At 65.4% G+C, this 18635-nt stretch carries 12 protein-coding genes and 1 tRNA gene; 5 read left to right on the top strand and 8 right to left on the bottom strand.

The annotated features are described in order from the left end of the window. Positions 1–19: 19 nt before the first annotated feature. The 3 genes from LL962_RS05350 to LL962_RS05360 form a co-directional block, all read right to left on the bottom strand. Entirely contained in the window at positions 20–1927 is a 1908-nt protein-coding gene (locus LL962_RS05350; protein WP_228316191.1) for a UvrD-helicase domain-containing protein, read from the bottom strand. Further along, complete coding sequence (locus LL962_RS05355; protein ID WP_228316192.1) at positions 1924–3894, bottom strand: ATP-dependent nuclease; 1971 nt, start codon at positions 3892–3894, stop codon at positions 1924–1926. The genes LL962_RS05350 and LL962_RS05355 overlap by 4 nt, the downstream gene beginning before the upstream one ends. Positions 3895–4966: 1072 nt before the next feature. Then, positions 4967–5050 (bottom strand) — tRNA-Leu (locus tag LL962_RS05360). A 141-nt stretch (positions 5051–5191) separates the two neighbouring features. Between LL962_RS05360 and LL962_RS05365 the strand changes: the two genes are divergently transcribed. Continuing rightward, positions 5192–6484 (top strand): nucleotide sugar dehydrogenase, encoded by a 1293-nt coding sequence (locus LL962_RS05365; RefSeq protein WP_104587069.1) that lies wholly within the window; start codon positions 5192–5194, stop codon positions 6482–6484. On the opposite strand, the gene LL962_RS05370 is transcribed toward LL962_RS05365, so the two are convergent. Together LL962_RS05370 and LL962_RS05375 are read right to left on the bottom strand one after the other, a co-directional pair. Continuing rightward, a complete protein-coding gene (locus LL962_RS05370) occupies positions 6468–7730 on the bottom strand; it encodes a TIGR03862 family flavoprotein (protein WP_228316193.1) in 1263 nt (420 codons plus the stop codon). The two genes, LL962_RS05365 and LL962_RS05370, sit on opposite strands and share 17 nt — an antisense overlap. An 11-nt stretch (positions 7731–7741) precedes the next feature. Further along, a complete protein-coding gene (locus LL962_RS05375) occupies positions 7742–8173 on the bottom strand; it encodes an FKBP-type peptidyl-prolyl cis-trans isomerase (RefSeq protein ID WP_228316194.1) in 432 nt (143 codons plus the stop codon). 59 nt (positions 8174–8232) lie between these two features. On the opposite strand from LL962_RS05375, the gene LL962_RS05380 reads away from it, so the two are divergent. From LL962_RS05380 to LL962_RS05390, 3 genes are all read left to right on the top strand, one after another. Then, positions 8233–8598 (top strand): DUF6164 family protein, encoded by a 366-nt coding sequence (locus LL962_RS05380; RefSeq protein WP_104587071.1) that lies wholly within the window; start codon positions 8233–8235, stop codon positions 8596–8598. A 166-nt stretch (positions 8599–8764) separates the two neighbouring features. After that, positions 8765–9526 (top strand): sulfurtransferase, encoded by a 762-nt coding sequence (locus tag LL962_RS05385; RefSeq protein ID WP_228316195.1) that lies wholly within the window; start codon positions 8765–8767, stop codon positions 9524–9526. A gap of 209 nt (positions 9527–9735) precedes the next feature. Continuing rightward, entirely contained in the window at positions 9736–10383 is a 648-nt protein-coding gene (locus LL962_RS05390; RefSeq protein ID WP_003489223.1) for a response regulator, read from the top strand. 110 nt (positions 10384–10493) lie between these two features. On the opposite strand, the gene LL962_RS05395 is transcribed toward LL962_RS05390, so the two are convergent. Together LL962_RS05395 and LL962_RS05400 are read right to left on the bottom strand one after the other, a co-directional pair. Further along, entirely contained in the window at positions 10494–12167 is a 1674-nt protein-coding gene (locus LL962_RS05395) for a DUF1963 domain-containing protein (protein WP_228316223.1), read from the bottom strand. Positions 12168–12460: 293 nt separating this feature from the next. Then, positions 12461–16132, bottom strand: coding sequence for an Rne/Rng family ribonuclease (locus LL962_RS05400; protein WP_228316224.1), 3672 nt, complete (start codon positions 16130–16132; stop codon positions 12461–12463). Positions 16133–16544: 412 nt separating this feature from the next. Here LL962_RS05400 and LL962_RS05405 point away from each other — a divergent pair, with 412 nt between their 5' ends. Continuing rightward, positions 16545–17531: an RluA family pseudouridine synthase gene (locus LL962_RS05405; RefSeq protein WP_228316196.1), complete on the top strand. Its 987-nt coding sequence runs from the start codon at positions 16545–16547 to the stop codon at positions 17529–17531. A 116-nt stretch (positions 17532–17647) separates the two neighbouring features. On the opposite strand, the gene zupT is transcribed toward LL962_RS05405, so the two are convergent. Then, on the bottom strand, positions 17648–18466 hold the full coding sequence (zupT, locus tag LL962_RS05410) for a zinc transporter ZupT (protein WP_228316197.1): 819 nt from the start codon (positions 18464–18466) through the stop codon (positions 17648–17650). Positions 18467–18635 lie beyond the last annotated feature (169 nt).

Here is an 18635-nt window from a genome sequence, read left to right on the forward strand (position 1 = left end):
CTCCTGTCCTGAATTCGATCTACGCCACGGCAACGCGCGTAACGCCGGCCTTGTCGAGCAATTCGTAGAGCGGCGCGACCGTCGCTCGCTGGCCGCGCTCGGGCGAGTAGGTAAAAATTACCCGCTGCTTGGCGCGGGTGAATGCGACGAAAAATCCGGCAGTTGCATCGACCGGGTCCTGGGTGTAGCTCCACCAGGAATCGTCATCGAGCCCGACGAAAACAACTGTGTGGTACTCCAGGCCTTTGCTCTTGTGCAGAGTCATCAGGGGGAGCGCGTTGACGCCCTCATAGGCGTCCAGTGCTGCACGCCAGTCCTGCGCTTGCGCGGCGCTGGCCAGCAGGTGCAGCACGACGCTACTCTCCACCTCGGCGAACCAGTTTCCCTGGCCATAGGGAACGTGCGCGGCGACTAAGGCATTGGGATCCAGGAATACCAGCACTGCCTGGACCATGGACCGAGCTTGCGCTTCGGTGGACGGTGGCTGTGGATGCAGTCGGACAAATCCACTGGCGAAGCCATCCAGATCGCGGGCCAGCGCGCGCCGGGCCCGATCATCGGTGGGGTCAATGCCGCGCAACTCGGCCAACGCATGCTGAGCCTCGCTCCAACTCGTTCCACCGCGTGCGGCGCAGGCCAGGCGCAGCATCACGAGCACCAACTCTGAAAGCGGCTCCGTCAGCAACTCCTGCAGCATTTGGCTGCCGACATAAGTGGCTTCGTTGCGGACAGGAATACCGGCTGCCGCGAAAGCGGGCGTCAGCACTTGGGCATAGTCCTCCGCCTTCTGCCGGACCAGCAGCACGAAATCGGTGGGCTGCAGGCCGTCTTCGCGCATTTTCGCCGCGACGTAAGCTGCCAACGTGCTGGCTTCTACGCGCGTACTGGAGAAGTCCCAGATGGAACAGCAGGCGTCGTAGATGGCTGCCTTCGCCTTGGATTCGGGGCGCGCTGCACTCGCGTCCAGGGCCTGCGCTAGCACGTGCTGAATGCGGACCAGCTCGGGCGATGACCGGTAGTTGCTGAGCAGCGGGATGCGCTTCGCTGCGAAGGACAGCTCAAAGGCACCGAATGGATCATCCATCGCGAGCGCGAAGCGCATGATCTGCTGCTTGTTGTCGCCCACGGCCGTCATGACCGTCGAGGTGCCGAGGAAAATGGTTTGAACGAGGTCGAGCTGGGCCTGGGTGGTGTCCTGGAACTCATCCATGAACACATGCGAATAGGTCAGGGCCAGGGCATGACGTACCGCTGTGTTGACGCGTACCAAGAGCTCGGCCAAGCGGCTGAGCATTGGGAAGGACAGGTAGCTGCGCTCGGCGCTGCGCAATTGTTGATCCCAAAAGCGCTGCCCTGCCCACCGGCCGGCCGTGGTGGTGGGCCAGCCAGCTTCCGGCAGAGGGGCGTCTAGGACATGGAGTCGCTCGAACGAGGGGGCCGGAATGGTCTGTACTGCGGTAGCTCCGAACGGGTTGTCCTGGGCCTGCCCCGCACGTCGCAGGAAGTCCATCCAGTAGGCCTTCTTCGCAAACAGGATGCCGTAGTCGGCTGTCGGCCGCCAACGGTCCGGCAGCGCTTGTCCAAAGCGATCAACAAGGCTTTTGGCGAATGCGTCGAACGTGAGAGAGTCGAAGCGCCTTGCGTGATCCGCGTGGCAGCGCTGGCGTACGCGGCGGGCCAGATTGCGCGCCGCGTCGCGCTTGAAGCTGATCGCCAGGATGCGCTGCGGGGCGGGGGAGGCGCCCGTCTGCAAGAGAAATGCCGCCCGCTGTGCCAGCAACTCCGTTTTGCCTGCGCCCGGTCCAGCGAGCACCGAACAGTGCTCGCTAGAGCGCACCACAGTCAGTGCATTCGGCTCAAGGCTGTCGACGCCCACCGGCAGCCAGTCGGCCGCTGGGATACGCAGCGGCGGCAGGGCCACGCTCACAGCGGTGACACCTCGACGGCGATGCGCTGCAGCACACGCTTGAGTGCAGGTGGCATGCCGGCACGCAGCGCGGGCAGATCGATGTGCGTTAGGGCGCGCAGGTGGGTGGCGGGCTTGCTGTGAGTCAGGAAGTGATAGCGATAGGCGGCCATGTGAGCGCAAAAAGGCTGTGCATTGCCTGTGTAGCCGGTCAGGCCGGGCCCTGCCGTTCCCAGGACCACCTCGGCGGCGGCCTCGTTGGTCATGCGCGGCCCTGTTCCTTCGATGGTGGCTGCATAAGCGGCCGGGAAGGCGTGCAGCATGGCCAGATCGAGATCCAAGGGCCAACAGAAGAAGACCGACGACGAGCGCTCCAGATAGTCGAGCCAGCCTTCGAGGTTCGCACCGTTCCAGGTGTCCATCGTTGCGAGGTGCTCGTCGGTCAGGACCGTGTCGTTAGACAGGGTCATGATCTGCTCACGAGGGGTTCCCGATGCAAGTAGCTGCTGCAGCACGTTCTTGACGCGGCCAAAGCCACCGCCGTCTCGCCCCAAGTCGAGGTCGAGTAGCGTCGCATATGGAATGCCTAGTCCCTTTAGAAGTCGCCAGAAGTGATTCACGTGGCGACCACCGAGCGGCACGATGGCCACGAAGGACGGATCGACCAGGAGGTCTAGGGCCTCGGCCAGCCGCGGTAGCACGATGCGCTCGGAGTCGCCTTCGACTAGCAGAACGAATCGCGCGAAGTACAGCTCCGGAAAGGCCAGGAAGGCATTGCGGACGAATTTGATCGCCTCGACGCTGCCGGCGGGCATCGGAATGGGCTTGACGGTCGACGTTCCGCTAGCCGTATCGCGTTGGCAATAGCGCACATCCTCTGGGGGGATGCGCCCAAGCACCGAGGGTGCATGGCTGCTGACCAACGCCTGCCCGGCACCAGTCTCCACCAGACTGCGGATCTGCTTCAGGATCCGTGAGAGGTAGTATGGAGTGACGTGGTTCTCCGGCTCCTCGACCGCGAAGAGGGTCAGGGCAGGCACGCTGAGGTCCTCGGACCGGAACCCCCTGATCCGGCCTGCCACCGCAGCTCGCTCCACATCGAACACGGCCGCCGCCAGCGCAAAGTAAAAGAGGGACTGCTGCCCGTCGCTCAAGGCCTCCAGCCCACGGTCCTGGCCCGCCGGGCCGCGCTTGAACATCACGCCGATGCGCGCGACGACTTCCTCGAAGCGCCGGCTCGTCAAGCTGAGCTCCGGCGCGCAGTCGATGTCGCCCTCGTGCAGAGCGTCCCAACGCTGGGACAGCGACCGACTGATCGCCTGGATAGCCTTCTCGCTGCCAAACGCGGTCGTCAGCTGTTCCGTGGCTGCGTTAACCGCAGACTGCGTCCCTGCTGACCACTCGATGGCCCTAAGCAGCCGCGCGGCGAGAGCCCCTGTCGTGGCGCGAATCTGCGTTGCTGCATCACGGATGGCTGGTGTGTAGAACAACTGGATCAAGCCACGGTCAGCGGGCGCCACGGGGAAAGCCTGGTCATCGCGGACGGTCGGCTCGGCGGTCCCGATCCAACTCAGCTCCTGGCTGACGGTACCTTCGACCGTACCGTCATCATCCCAGCGAGCGCGCAGCCGCAACCGGCACAGCGGAGTACCACCGGGCCGCTCCACCCGTATATGACGGAATACGGGCGCCACGGTTGCCGCAGTGGCGCTACCGTCCGCCAACTCCGGCAAGCTCAGCCGCACATCGATGGTTAGCGTCCGCGATTTGGGGCGCTGGGCCTCAGTAGGTGGCACATGGAAGTCAGATAGGACGACCGTGCGCAGTGCCCGGGTCACCCCGAAGAGGCGCATGAGGGCTTGGAGTGCCGCTGTCTTGCCGGAAGCATTGGCCCCGACGAACCCGGTCAGGCCCGGGCTGAGATGGATGACTGTCGGGACGGGGCCGTAGCACCGGAATCCGGTGATGGTGACACTTTCGATATGCATTGGCACCGCTCCCTGGTGACCGCCTATTGTTTGTGCGCGCCAGATCTACCGTCGACATTGCAATGCACATACCGGCGCTACTCAATGGTAGCAAATCGATGCGCGCGTTCGCCTGGACGCAATCAGATCTGGCGTATCCAGCGATCGCAAAGCGGTGGATACTTGACATAGGCCCCACCGAGGTAAAGGACCGCAACCGCTGCGAAGTGGTTGTCCGCGACGGATGGGCAAATAACGGCTCTTGGTTGTTTGCTACCGGTCCAGCTGTCAAATTCAGCGATCACGGCGAAATGGACTGAGTGGCTGGCAGCGGATGAGCCAAGGCCTGGGTTGTTGGCGGGGAGGCATCCCATCATCGGAAGCCTCGTCCGCCTATTTTTAAGCTCCAGACTTTGCCAGGTCCTCAAAAGTAGTACATAATAGCGTTCTTCCAACGGAGGGTTGTCTGACAAACCTCTTATGGATCAAGGAGTTAGGGCAGAAGTGAGCATCTCGTTTCCCGCTCCAAATTCGAACCCTGGATATCAGCCGATATCCAGGGTTTTTTATTTGTACTTTCGTGCCTGGGATGCGTACCGCTACCGGTATTGGTTGGATGCGCTTCGGCAAGAATCTTTGAGCCGTGGCTCTGCCCTAGGTGGAGTCGCAGGTTTGCATGGGGACGCGTCGCGTCGCGTCGACGCTGCGCTCCATCACGCTGCGTGCATAAGCACATAGGTCATCCCCTCCAAGTACATCAACCTGCGGTCCCGGTTTCAGCGCAGCCAGCACTTGGAAAATGCGGTCTGCCGGATTCTGCATCGATCGGCCGCAAATGCCGTTGGGTTGGTGCCTGCGCTTATCGGCGTAGCGTCGATAGCCGCAAAGTGGGGCAGGGGGGAGATGACACAACCCGCACGGTGCGTACGACTGCCTTGGTCTGCATGAGCGCGGCGCCAGCAGCCAGAACGCTGTGCGCAAGATAAAGACATCAAATCGCGTCTAACGGTCGCGAGACGCACCTCGGTCTGCAATCAGACGACGATAGCTCCAGTCATCTGCTTCAGCAGCAGACCTGCGCTTCGATGAGGTGTGCCCGGGGCGGGGGTCGAACCCGCATAGCCTTGCGGCTGAGGGATTTTAAGTCCCTTGCGTCTACCAATTTCGCCACCCGGGCATGGCGATAGCGTGCCTGATTGCGCGTCGATTGTGAATGGTCGTCCGCAGATGTGTCCCGTCGCCGGCACCTAGCCGCGTGCGCTATGCTGCCGCCGCATCCCTGCGCGGCAACCGAACGCGCACGAGTCCAAGGAACTGCATGTCCGGCAATCCCCTTTTTCAAGCGCAGCAGGCCCGAATCGCCGTGATCGGGCTCGGGTATGTCGGCCTGCCGCTCGCGGTGGCCTTTGGCGAACAACGTGACACGCTGGGCTTCGATATCGATGCCCAGCGTGTTGCACAACTACGCGATGGCCATGACGCCACACTGGAACTGGACGATGCCGAGCTGGCGGCCGCAACGCGGTTGCGCTACAGCTCGAACGCTGCGGACCTGGCAGAGTGCGGGATCTTCGTGGTCACCGTGCCGACACCCATCGACAGCTTCGAGCAGCCGGATCTGGAGCCCTTGCGCAGCGCCACCAGCCTGATCGCCGCCGCGCTCAAGCCTGGCGATCTGGTGATCTACGAATCGACGGTGTACCCGGGCACCACCGAGGAAGTGTGCGTGCCGCTGCTCGAAGCGGCGTCCGGATTGCATTTCAACCACGACTTCTTCTGCGGCTACAGCCCGGAACGGGTCAACCCTGGCGATCGCCAGCGTCGCTTGCGCGACATCCGCAAGATCACTTCCGGTTCCACGCCGCAGGCGGCCGATGCGGTCGATGCGCTGTATGCGGCCATCATCACCGCCGGCACCTGGCGTGCGCCGTCGATGCGGGTGGCCGAAGCGGCCAAAGTGGTGGAAAACATCCAGCGCGACGTGAACATCGCGTTGGTCAACGAGCTGGCGCTGATCTTCGACAAGCTGGGGATCGATACGCTCGACGTGTTGGAAGCGGCAGGCACCAAGTGGAATTTCCTGCCGTTTCGCCCTGGCCTGGTCGGTGGGCACTGCATCGGGGTGGACCCGTATTATCTGCTGCACAAGTCCGAGAGCATGGGCTACCACCCGGACCTGATCCACACCGCACGCCAGGTCAACAACCGCGTTGGCCGGCACGTGGCCGAGCGCGTCTGCGGCATGCTTGCCACCCGCGGCGTCGCACTCGCGCAGGCGAGGGTGCTGGTGCTGGGCGCCACCTTCAAGGAGAACTGCCCGGACCTGCGCAACAGTCGGGCACTGGAGCTGGTGCAGCTGTTGCAGGCAGCCGGTATGCGAGTCGATACCTGCGACCCGTGGGCCGATCCTGCGGAGGCGCTGCAGCATGCCGGAGTGCAGTTGTGCGAGGGCCCCGACGAGGGAGCCTATGATGCGGTCGTGCTGGCGGTGGCGCACGCGCAGTATCGTGACTATGACGCCACGCGTATCGCAGCACTGGGCAAGCCGGATGCGGTGGTCTACGACGTCAAGTCGGTGTGGCCGCGTGCGGCCGTCAGCGACCGGCTGTAGCGCCGGCGTGCTGTAGCGCCAGCCAATCGGCCGCGCCGAGTGCGGCGCGGCGGCCGCTGGCAAAGCAGGCGGTCAGCAGGTAGCCGCCGGTCGGTGCTTCCCAATCGAGCATTTCGCCGGCGCAGAACACCCCAGGCCGTGCCAGCGCCATCAACCGCGGGTCCAGCGCTTCCAGGGCCACACCACCGGCGGAGCTGATCGCTTCGGCAAGCGGGCGCGGCCGCAAGAGACGTAGCGGCAACTGCTTGAGCGTGCGGGCGACCAGGGCCGGATCGTCCCCGGCCTGCTTGCCGAGCAGTTCGTAGATGAGCGCGGCCTTGACGCCCTCGATCCCGACCTGGCGCCGCAGGTGTTCACTGAAACTGCGCCCCTTGCGCGGCATCGCCAGCTCGCTGCCGATGCGTTCCAGCGAACGTCCCGGTATCAGGTCCAGTACAAGCTCGGCCATGCCATGCGCATCGATCTGCGCGCGCAGTTCCGCGGCGATGGCGTAGATCAGGCTGCCCTCGATTCCGGTCGCGGTGATCACGCATTCGCCTTGCAGTGCGTGCTGCGTGCCGGTGCTGTCACGCCAATGCGCGACCACCGGTTTGAGCGGTGCGCCCGCATGCCGTTGCGCGAAATGCGCACTCCAGTCGATATCGAATCCGCAATTGGCCGGTACCAGCGGGCGAACGGCGATGCCGTGCTGCTGCAACATCGTCTGCCAGGCACCGTCGGAGCCGAGCTGCGGCCAACTGCCGCCGCCAAGCGCCAGCACCGTGGCATCGGCCTGGCGTTCGGTATCGCCCGCAGGCGTGGCAAATCGCAGTGCGCCGTCATCGCTCCATCCAAGCCAGCGGTGCTGCACATGAAAGGCGACACCTTGTTCCTTGAGTCGGCGGACCCAGCCGCGCAACAGGGGCGCGGCCTTGCGATCCAAGGGGAACACCCGCCCGGAACTGCCAACATAGGTGTCCACACCCAGCTCGCGCGCCCATGCACGCAGCGCATCGGCGTCGAAATCCTGCAACCAGGCCGCAGCTGCGGACGCGCGCTCCCGATAGCGCTGTGCAAACAGCGGCATCGGGTCGGAGTGGGTGAGATTCAGCCCGCCCTTGCCGGCGATCAGGAATTTACGCCCCACCGAGCCCTTGGCTTCGTAGAGATCCACCGCTATCCCTGCGGCGCACGCGGTTTCTGCAGCCATCAGGCCTGCCGGGCCGCCGCCAATCACCGCAAGCCGCGGTCTGCTCGCATTTGTCATCGGTCGATCACTCAGCGCGGCTGCACGCCGAGCAGTTCCACATCGAACACCAGCGATGCGCCAGGCGGTATCACGCCGCCCGCGCCGTTGTTGCCGTAACCGTACTCCGGCGGAACCATCAAGGTGCGCTTGCCGCCCACCCGCATCCCGGCGACCCCCTCGTCCCAGCCGCGGATGACCTGGCGGCCACCAAGCACGAACTGGAACGGCTCGGCGCGATCGAGCGAACTGTCGAATTTCTTGCCGTGCCTGTCGGCGGCTTTTTCGTCGTAGAGCCAGCCGGTGTAGTGCACCGTCACCAGCGCACCAGGCGTGGCTTCCGCGCCGGTGCCCACGGTGCGGTCGATCTGCTCGAAACGGGCGATGGTTCCGCCGGAAGGCGGCAGGGCGGGCGCACAGCCAGCGAGCAGCAGGGCGGCACAGAGCGTGAGCACTAGGCGCATGAGAGTGTCCGTGAAGGAAGACGCGCATTATCGCATCTGGCTCCCGTTATCATCCTCCCATGGCCAAGCTGCTGCTCAACCTGCGCAACGTTCCCGACGACGAGGCCGACGAGGTGCGGGCGCTGCTGCGCGAACACCTTGTCCAGGTCTACGAAACGCGCCCCAGCAATTGGGGCATTTCCGCAGGTGGCATCTGGCTCAGCAACGACGCCGATTATGCACGGGCCAAGGTCGTACTCGAGGCCTACCAGGCCCAGCGCGGCGCGATCGCGCGTGCACAGCGCCAGGAAGCCATCGCCGCCGGCACCGCGGAGACCTTCGGGGCGTTGCTGCGCAGGCGGCCGGTATTCGTGATCGCCACATTGCTGGGCATGCTGACCGTCGCATCCCTGGTGCTGCTGCCGTTCCTGTTGCTGCGCGGTTGACTGCTGCCGGGCAGCGTCCGTCAGCGCGGGAGTCGATCACTGCGTAGCGCACTTGGGTGCGCAATGGCCTGCAGCAACGTTCTACCTTGGTCACGATCAGGTCTGCCTGGAGCGACGAACCTGGCAAGCGCTCGCTACCCGGGGGCAGGCGCTTTAAAATGGCCGCATGATTACCAATACCGCGGCCTACCAATTCGTCCCCATTCACGGCCCGCAGCAACTGGCCGACAGCGTGCTGGCGCAGGCGCGGCAGCAGGAGTTGAAAGGGTCGGTGCTGGTGGCGGAGGAGGGTATCAACCTGTTTCTGGCTGGCCACGCCGACCAGGTCCAGGCGTTCTATGGGTGGCTGCAGGCCGACCCACGCTTCGCGCAGATGCGCATCAAGTATAGCCAAAGCGCGCAGCAGCCGTTTTTACGGCTCAAGGTCAAGGTGAAACCGGAGATCATCAGCTTCCGCCGCGACAGTGCCTCGCCGCTGCAGGGCCGTGCGCCCGCGGTCACGCCTGCGGTGCTGCGGCAGTGGTTGCGCAATGGGCAGGACGACCAGGGGCGCCCGCTGGTGCTGCTGGACACGCGCAATGCGCAGGAAGTGGCCTATGGCACGTTTCGTGGCGCCTTGACCTTGCCGATCGACAAGTTCACTGACCTGCCTGCCGCACTGGAGTCGCACCGCGCGGCACTGACCAACGCCACGGTAGTGAGCTTCTGCACTGGCGGCATCCGCTGTGAAAAGGCGGCCGTCTGGATGCAGGCCGATGGCATGGACAATGTGCTGCAGCTGGAGGGCGGGATTCTGGGCTACTTCGAAGAAGTCGGTGGCGAGGGCTACGACGGCCGTTGCTTCGTGTTCGACGAGCGTGTCGCGCTCGATCCCGAATTACGCCCGTTGGTGGACGGTGCGCGGACCACCGAACCAGTGAAAATCTGACCAGGCGCGACTGCGTTGCCCGATATGGCCTGCAATACGTGGGCGTGCATCCTGCGAACACACGGCCACGATGCAGGCAAACACGTGTCGCCGCCCGCAGAACGCGCGTCTACCGCTCTAACTCTTGCGTAATACGTCGCATCAAGCTTGCCCTGAATTATTCACGGAGCTAGGCTGCATCAGCCAGCCGCACAGCGAGGACAACAAGGATGACCATCAGAGTTTTTCTGATCGACGATCATGCACTCGTGCGCACCGGCATGAAGATGATCCTGTCCAAGGAAGTGGACGTCGATGTGGTAGGCGAGGCGGAAAGCGGCGAAGCGGCATTGCCGCAGATCCGCCAGCTCAAGCCCGATATCGTGTTGTGCGATCTGCACCTGCCCGGCGTGAGCGGTCTGGAAATCACCGAGCGCATCGTCAAGGGCGACTACGGCACGCGCGTCATCATCGTGTCGGTACTGGAAGATGGCCCGCTGCCCAAGCGTCTGCTCGAAGCAGGTGCCTCAGGCTATGTGGGCAAGGGCGGCGACGCGCACGAACTGCTGCGTGCCGTGCGTGAGGTGGCATTGGGGCGGCGCTACCTGGGCAATACGATCGCGCAGAATCTGGCGCTGTCCAATCTGGAGGGTGGCGGCTCGCCATTTGACGCATTGTCGCCACGCGAGCTGGAGGTTGCCTTGCTATTGACCCAGGGCCTGCGCCAGGAAGACATCGCCAAGCGGTTGAACCTCAGCGCCAAGACCATTAATACGCACAAGGCGCGGCTGTTCGAGAAGGTCGGCATCCAGGACAATATCGCGCTGGCGCGGCTTGCCAATCAGTATGGCCTGACCGACCCCTCCAGGGTCCTGTAAGTCGACGCCTTGCGTCGCTGCCTGCAGGCAGCCCGCCGCGACAGCAGTGAAACACGCGACGGGATGGCCATTGTCTGCAGCCTCAGTGCGCTCGCCGGCCATCAGTGGCATCAACTGGATTCCACCAAGGCATAGACACGCGAAAAGTCCCCTCTCGCGGCGTCCTGGCGGTGCACCAGGAAGAGGTAATCGCCATGGTCGGAAAAATTGAAGTCCGCACCGCCGCCAGAGGCCAGCTTGAGCAGGACAAACCAGCCGTCGGGTGCCGCGATGTCCGTCCAGCCTTGCCTGGCCGCATGGTCGGCGGCCAGCGTCTGGATGCTGTGCCAGTCGCGGATGCCGCATACCCCGAACATCTGATGCTGTGGACCATCGCCGATCTTGAAGCTTTCCGCCAGCGTCAGCGCGAAATCGAATAGCTCATCGCTGCCCACAGCCGCGTCGATGTCCGGATTGCCGCTGCCGGCAAGATGCAGGGGGGCACTGAGCGATCGCTCCAGCCGCAAGGTTCGTGCCGATCGACTGATCTCATACTCGGAGGCGAATACCATCACCGCCTGGCCGTCGCGCCGGAACTGCAGACGTCCGTGTTCGTCGGTTTCGACCGACATCCGCTCGACACTGGCGCCGTTGGCAACGAAGCGCTGTCGCTCACCGTCCCAAACCACCATGCGCGTCGCCGCTTCGGTGATGTCGATCGCATCGTCGGGTAGCGCATGGGCCACCAGTGCGGTTCCGGGCGGGGTGAACACGACACGCCAATCGGAGTAATCCGATCCGGTAAAAAATGCCAGCAATCCCGCCTCGGGAAGGACTTCTGCACGCTCCGGCAAGTCGGACAACTCGATCTGTGCCAGAAAGTTCAAGTAAAGACCGCTGGCATCGCGGGGCCAGTCCTGTCCCTGGGCAAGATCAGGCCCACCGCCGATTCGGCTGATGCCGACCACGTCCGTCTCCGCAACGTCGCGTTCGGTGAGGGACACCGAGGGCGCGACGATCTGGCGCAGGATCTCACGCTTGGCATCCAGGCCCTGCATGGCGATGGCTGCGTCGAAGCGTGTCTGAACATCGGCGACGGATGTGTGGGGGGACGTGGCATCGATGGTGCGCGCCAATGCCTGTTCGCGGGTCGATTGCGCCTCAGCGGCCCGGTCCATCGCATCTCTGATCTCAGACAGCACCGCCGCCTGCTCGGCATCGCTGGCGGTTCGCTCCTGGCTGGCCGCATCGCCTTGCAGCTTCACCTGGAGGGAGCCGAGCACACGCATGAAGTCTGCTTCGATTGCCGCAAGATCGGCCTCGCTCGTCATCGCGGTGGCGTGATACCAGGTGCTGCCATCGGGCGCGACCAGCACGACCCGCAGGCGATACCAATCGCGTCCTTCTTGCGTTTCCCAATCCTCAAGGCGCCCCTTGAGTTTGATCATCTCGCCTTTCATTCCGGCGAAGGTGACCGGCTTGCGTTCGATGACCGGGTCGTCGTCGCGCGTCAATCTGGTCAGCCACGCCCGCAGCGATGCCTTGCGCTCGGCAGCGGCCGTCCACACGCTGATCTGCGGTGAGAATGTGCCCTGCTGCGCATGGCGCAGGCTGATCGAGCCACCCGACACGCGTGTGCCGTCGAAGATCGGATCGGCTTCGATGGAAAACTCGGCTGTCTCAAAGCGTTGCATCATCGCTATTCTCCGGTTGGAACGCGCCCGCGTGTCGAAGGCCGGGCGCATGCTGCGCCGAATGATAGCGGTGTCCGCCAAACGTCGATGTGTCGCCTTGGCACTGCGCATGATCACGCACGCCGCCTGCAATCCCCCTGTTGCGACGTTGGCCGGCGCGCGTCGGCAAGTTCTGGTGGTTACAGCAGGTGTTCGGACGGAAGGGATTCTCTCGACCGCCCGCACGATGCGCCTGGGTCCAGCGCACTGATGAGAACTGCGGTGACCAGATGCGTTGGTGGGAGGTCAACCAACGTGCACTCGTCCGCATGGGTCACATAAAAACACAGCGGCCCGAAGGCCGCTGTGTCTGATGCTGACCTGGCCTGCGACGTCACAGGCCAGCCGGATCGATTGCGTGAGGATCAGTGATCGCCGCGCGGCTTATTGCTGTCGTCATCCTGCGTCTTGTCGGCGTCCGGCGCCGGGGCAGCAGGCTTCACCGCTTCGGACACCACCACTGTCGGCTTGGGCTTGTCAGCCGCCGACGCCTGCACTGCCGGGGTATCGCTGACGGAGGAGGCAGGTGTCGCAGCACCGCTCGGGCTCAACGCATCGAGCAGGGTGGTCTGCACCGGTGCGTAGGGCTTGCGCGCCGGGGCGGCGTCTGCCGTGGAGCCGGCCTCCTGTGCGACCGTCGAGGTGGAGGTGAGGGCCACCTCGGCCGACGGTGCCTGTGGAGCAGACGGCTGGGCGTGCGGCGCATTCACCGTGACCACTGCAGCCTGCGCGGCGGGCGTCGCTGCCGCAGGTGCCAGATCGGCAGCAGGCGTCGTGGCGGCAGCGTGCGTCGGCGTCGATTGCGCCGCAGGCGTTGCCTCGCCCGCCGAAGCGGTGCGCTCCTGCGTGACGGCCCCGGATGCGGTGGCGTGGTCGGCTGCAGGCGCAGCGGCACTCGCCGAGGACTGCTGCCGGGTGCTTGCAACAGCGTCGGCTGGTGCCGGCGTTGCGGCAGTCGGCGCCGACGTTGCTGAAGCGGTCGCCGCTGGTGCCGCTGCTGCGGTGCCGGAAGTCACGGCAGGTGCCGCAGCGGATACCGGGTTGGCAGGCGCAGTCACAGGTGCCGGTGCGGCAACCGGTGCGGGCGCAGCAGAGGCCTGCGGGGCGACCGGAGCTGGGCGCTGTTCCACGGCCTGCGTTGCAAGGTCTGCCTTGACAGCCGCCGGCGGCGTTGCAGCAGGCGCAGGCTTGGCCGTTGCATCCGTTGCATCCGTTGCAACGGCTGGCGGAGCAGGACGCTCGCGCTCGCCCTCAGCTGCGGCAACCGGTGCCACCGCTGGCGGCTGCGAAGCCGGCGCCGCGTCGGATACCGGCGCGGTGGTCGAAGCCGGATTGCTGCCGCCTTGCGGCTCTGCACGTTCCTTAGGCACCGGGCGCGGCTTGGCCGCTGCCTGAGCGGCAGGCTCGGGCTTGCGCACGGCAGGTGTCGGTGCATCGTCATCGAAGTCGAACTCCGGCTGGCCGGCGCGCGGCGCGCCCGAGGCATGGGCCTGGGTGCCGGCATCGTCCGCTTCGCTGTCGCCATCGAGCTCGTTGTCGGTATCGCCGTCCAGGTCCTCTGCTTCCAGACCATCGACGCCGCTGCCGCCTTCACCATTGGCACCGGCGCCGCGACGACGGCGACGTCCACCGCGGCGGCCGCGACGACGACGGCTTCCGCCTTCGCCGTTGGCCGCATCGTCTCCGGCGGCGTCCTGGGCTGGGGCAGCCGCGTTCGCGTCGGTGCCGCGGTCGGCGGCGGACTCGCTCGCCACCACCTCGACCGGATGCGCCGGAGTCGCCGCATTGGCGTTGCCCTGCGGGTTGGTCGGTGCAGCGGCCTCGGTGATGGCAGCCGCCACGCCCGATGTCGTTGCCGGTGCGGCAGTCGAGGTGGCGGTCTGCGCGGCCGCCGTGCCTTCGTCCTGGCGTGCAGGACGCGGCGAACGTTCGGACGACGCACCCTCCTGCTGGGCAGGCGCACGCGGTGGGCGCGGAGTCGGGTTCTGCGGCTTGGGCTTGGGCTGCTGCTGTGGCTGCTGCTTCGGCGCCTGCGCGTCGTTGCGCGGCGGCTTGGGCACCTGCACCGGCTGCTGTGCCTGGGCGCCGTTCTGCGCGCCCTGGCCGCTGGCCGGCTGGCGGCGCTCGTCGCGACGCTCCTTATTGGCGCCATTGCCGTTGCCGTTGCCGCCATTGCCGCGGTTCTGGCCGCCGTTACGGGCATCACGGCCGTCGCGGCGCTGACCGCCACGCTCACCGCGCTCATTGCGGTGCGTGCGGCCGGCATCGTTCTGGCGCGGGCGTGGGGCCGACTCGGGCGCAGGAGCGACCGGCTCGACGCCGCCGAAGATGCGCTTCAGCCAACCGACCACGCCGGTGACCGGGGCCGGAACCGGCACGGCCACCACCGGTGCCGGCGCTGCAACCGGTGCAACCGGGGCGGGTGCTTCCTCGCGCACTGGCGCGGGCTGGCTAGGCTTGATCGAGGTCACCGCCGGGGCGGCGGGGATGTTCAATTGCGCCTTGGTCAGTGCATGCACCGGCAACTTGCGCGGGGTGCCGCGCTGGTAGCTCGGCCTGCCGCTGTCTTCGCCCAGTTCGTTCTCGCGCAGGCGCGTAACTTCGTAGTGCGGAGTGTGCAACTGCTCGTCGGCCACGATGATGATCGGCGACTCATGACGCTGCTCGATCTCGCGCAGCGCGCCGCGCTTTTCGTTGAGCAGGTAATTGGCGATCTCCACCGGTGCCTGCACCAGCACCTGCCCGGTGTTCTCCTTCATCGCATGCTCTTCGGCCACGCGGATGATCGACAGCGACAGCGATTCGACGCTGCGCATGCGGCCATGGCCGTCGCAGCGCGGGCACACGATCTGGCTGGATTCGCCCAGGCTCGGCCGCAGGCGCTGGCGGCTCATTTCCATCAGGCCGAAGCGCGAGATGCGGCCCAGCTGCACGCGCGCACGGTCGTACCTGAGCGCGTTCTGCAGCTTGTTCTCGACCTCGCGCTGGTGCTTGGACGAGGACATGTCGATGAAGTCGATCACCACCAGGCCGCCCAGGTCGCGCAGGCGCAGCTGGCGCGCGACTTCCTCGGCCGCTTCCAGGTTGGTCTGGAATGCGGTTTCCTCGATGTCGCTGCCCTTGGTGGCGCGCGAGGAGTTCACGTCGATGGCGGTCAGGGCTTCGGTCTGGTCGACCACGATCGAGCCGCCCGACGGCAGGCGCACGTTGCGCTCGTAGGCGCCTTCGATCTGCGATTCGATCTGGAAGCGGTTGAACAGCGGGATGTCGTCGGTGTAGTGCTTGAGCTTGCGCAGGCTCTGCGGCATCACCTGCTTCATGAATTCCTGGGCGTCTGCAAACAGCTCCGGCGTATCGACCAAGATCTCGCCGACGTCGGCGCGCAGGTAGTCGCGCAGGGCGCGGATGATCAGCCGCGACTCCTGGTAGATCAGGAACGCAGCCGGCTTGCTCAGCGCCGCTTCGGCGATCGCCTTCCAGGTCTGCAGCAGGTAATCCAGATCCCACTGCAGTTCTTCGGCGTCACGGCCCACACCGGCGGTGCGGATGATCACGCCCATGTCGTCGGGAATATCGAGCTTGTCCAGCGCTTCCTTCAGCGCGGCGCGGTCTTCGCCTTCGATCCGGCGCGAGACGCCACCGGCGCTCGGCGAATTGGGCATCAGCACCATGTAGCGACCGGCCAAGGAAATGAACGTGGTCAGGGCGGCGCCCTTGTTGCCGCGCTCTTCCTTGTCGACCTGCACCACGATTTCCTGGCCTTCGCGCAGCAGCTCGCGGATGGTCGACTTGTTGTGGTCGACGCCGGCCTGGAAGTAATCGCGGGAGATCTCCTTCAGCGGCAGGAAGCCATGGCGCTCGGCGCCATAGTCCACGAACGCCGCTTCCAGCGAGGGCTCGAGCCGGGTGATGCGGCCCTTGTAGATGTTGGACTTCTTCTGTTCCTTGGACGGCTGTTCGATGTCGATGTCGTACAGGGTCTGGCCGTCCACAATCGCCACGCGCAGCTCTTCGGCCTGCGTTGCGTTGATCAGCATTCGCTTCATTGTTGCGTTCCTCGCGCGCTCTACCGCGCGGAACGCCGTGACGTTTCGCCTCTGGAACAGGTCGCCGACCTTTCGCGCAACGCGCGGACAGGCCTGGCTAGGGTTTCCAGCGCTGCAACACCACGGCAGGCCGCGGGAGCGCTTGTCTTTAAAGTTTTTAGGTGTTTCAGGGCCGGCAGCTGCGTCCGGACAATGCCGGGGCCGCGCACGGGACATGTTCAACGCAACGGCCCAGGGCCGCTGGCGATGGCCGGGCAGGCCGGTGAGCCGCTAACATGGCCGCCCCGGGGGCGGTGGTCGCGCACTGTGCCGGGATCATCGGAAGTCAGGCTTCTGGCCAATCAACTTCCAACGAAATCAAACCCTTATCTCGCCCGCCGAGTGTAACAGAATAAATAGCCGGATGACCGACCCCCAGCCCTCCAAGCCACCCGCCGACCGTGTGGGCGTGCGCATTCTCAAAGTTCCGGAGGACCGTGCCGGACAGCGGCTGGACAATTTCCTGCTCGGCCAGCTCAAGGGCGCGCCGCGCAGCCTGATCTACAAGCTGGTGCGCAGCGGTCAGGTGCGCGTGAACGGCGGGCGGGCCAAGGCCGAGCGCAAGCTCGAGGGCGGCGAGGAAGTGCGGATTCCACCCGTGCGCATGGGCGAGGAGGGCGACAAGGCCGCGCCGCCGCCCGCATTCCTGGCCCGGCTGGAAGCGGCGATCGTGTTCGAGGACGCCCGCCTGCTGGCGCTGAACAAGCCCTCGGGCGTGGCCAGCCATGGCGGCAGCGGGATCAGTTTCGGCGCGATCGAAACCCTGCGCGCGCTCCGCCCGAACCAGAGCCTGGAGCTGGTGCACCGGCTCGACCGCGATACCTCGGGCCTGCTGATCGTGGCCAAGAAGCGCTCGGCATTGACCGAACTGCAGGCGCTGATGCGCGAGGACGACCGTGTCGACGGACGCGGCATCACCAAGCGCTACCTGACCTTGCTGGTCGGGCGCATGCCGGACGGGGTGATGACGGTCGATGCGCCATTGCATATCGGCCTGCGCCAGGGCGGCGAACGGCATGTACAGGTGAACGCGATCGGCAAACCGTCGTTGAGCCACTTCAAGTTGCTGGAGCGGCGTGGCGGGCACTCGTATTGCGAAGTGCGCATCGAAACCGGCCGCACCCACCAGATCCGCGTACACGCCCAGCACCTGGGTCACCCGGTGGCCGGCGACGACAAATATGGCGAAACCGAGGTCAACAAACGCCTGCGCGAGCAACTCGGCCTGAAGCGGCTGTTCCTGCATGCCGCATCGCTGGAATTCGCGCTCGACGCCGGCAAGACGCCCTATGTGCTGAGCGCCCCGTTGGCCCCCGAACTGGCCGACGCCCTGGATCGCCTGGGGCGCTGAGGCAGCTTCGAAGGGGTTTTGTCGCCACGTTGCTCAACGCACGGCGCGGAGCGGCGCCGTGCCCAGCCTGTTCGTCCGGCCGTGCCGGCCATCCGTTTCGCCCCCGAACGAGCGCCTCAGGGCGCCGCGAAACGGAACAACACCAGGCTGATGGCCAGTGTCCCCATGCCCGATACCAGGCCGTAGACGGTCTCGTGGCCTTTTGCGTAGCGCTTGGCTGCCGGCAACAACTCGTCCAGCGCCAGGAACACCATCACCCCGGAGATCAACCCGAACACGGTGCCGAACACCGCGTCCGACAGGACATCCGCCAACGCCAGGTAGCCGATGCCCGCACCGATCGGTTCGGCCAGCCCGCTCAGCAGACTGGCGCCGAAGGCATAGAGCTTGTTGCGCGTGGCGAAGTACACCGGTACCGCGATGGCGATGCCTTCGGGAATGTTGTGGATGGCGATGGCGAACGCCAGTGGCATGCCCACGGCGGGGCTTTCCAGTGTCGCGAAGAAGGTCGCCAGCCCTTCCGGAAAATTGTGCGCGGTGATCGCGATGGCGGTCATCAGCCCAACGCGCCGAATGTAGGCGCGGTTGTCGTCGCGGAATTGCGGATCGTCGGTCGACAGGCTCTGGTGCGGATTGGGCACCAGGCGGTCGATCGCCATGATCAGAAGCATGCCGGCCAGGAAGGTCAGGGTGCCGAAGGTAAAACCCAGGGTGTCGTTATAGGCGTTGGAAAACGCGGCGATCGACTTGTTGAGGATTTCCGACAACGACACGTACACCATCGCGCCGCCAGCAAAGGCCAGCCCGAACGCCAGCAGGCGCGGGTTGGGCTTCCTGGCGAACACCACCATGAGGCTGCCCAGGCCGGTGGCCAGACCCGCGGCCAGGGTGACCGCCAGCGCGATCCAGACATTATGTGACGACACCTCAAGCATGCGACGCGATGACCTCGAAGATGGAGCGCTCTCCTGCAAGGCCGGCGTCAGGCGCAGGCGAGGCGGCGTTGCAGAATGGCAATGCGGCAATGACGAACGCGTGGTCGCGGACCGCCGGCTTCGGAAGGCAGCTGGCCGGTGCAAGCGCGCAACAAGCTTCGCCCCCGGT

This window comes from Xanthomonas sp. NCPPB 1067 (assembly GCF_020783795.1).
Classification (GTDB): domain Bacteria; phylum Pseudomonadota; class Gammaproteobacteria; order Xanthomonadales; family Xanthomonadaceae; genus Xanthomonas; species Xanthomonas melonis.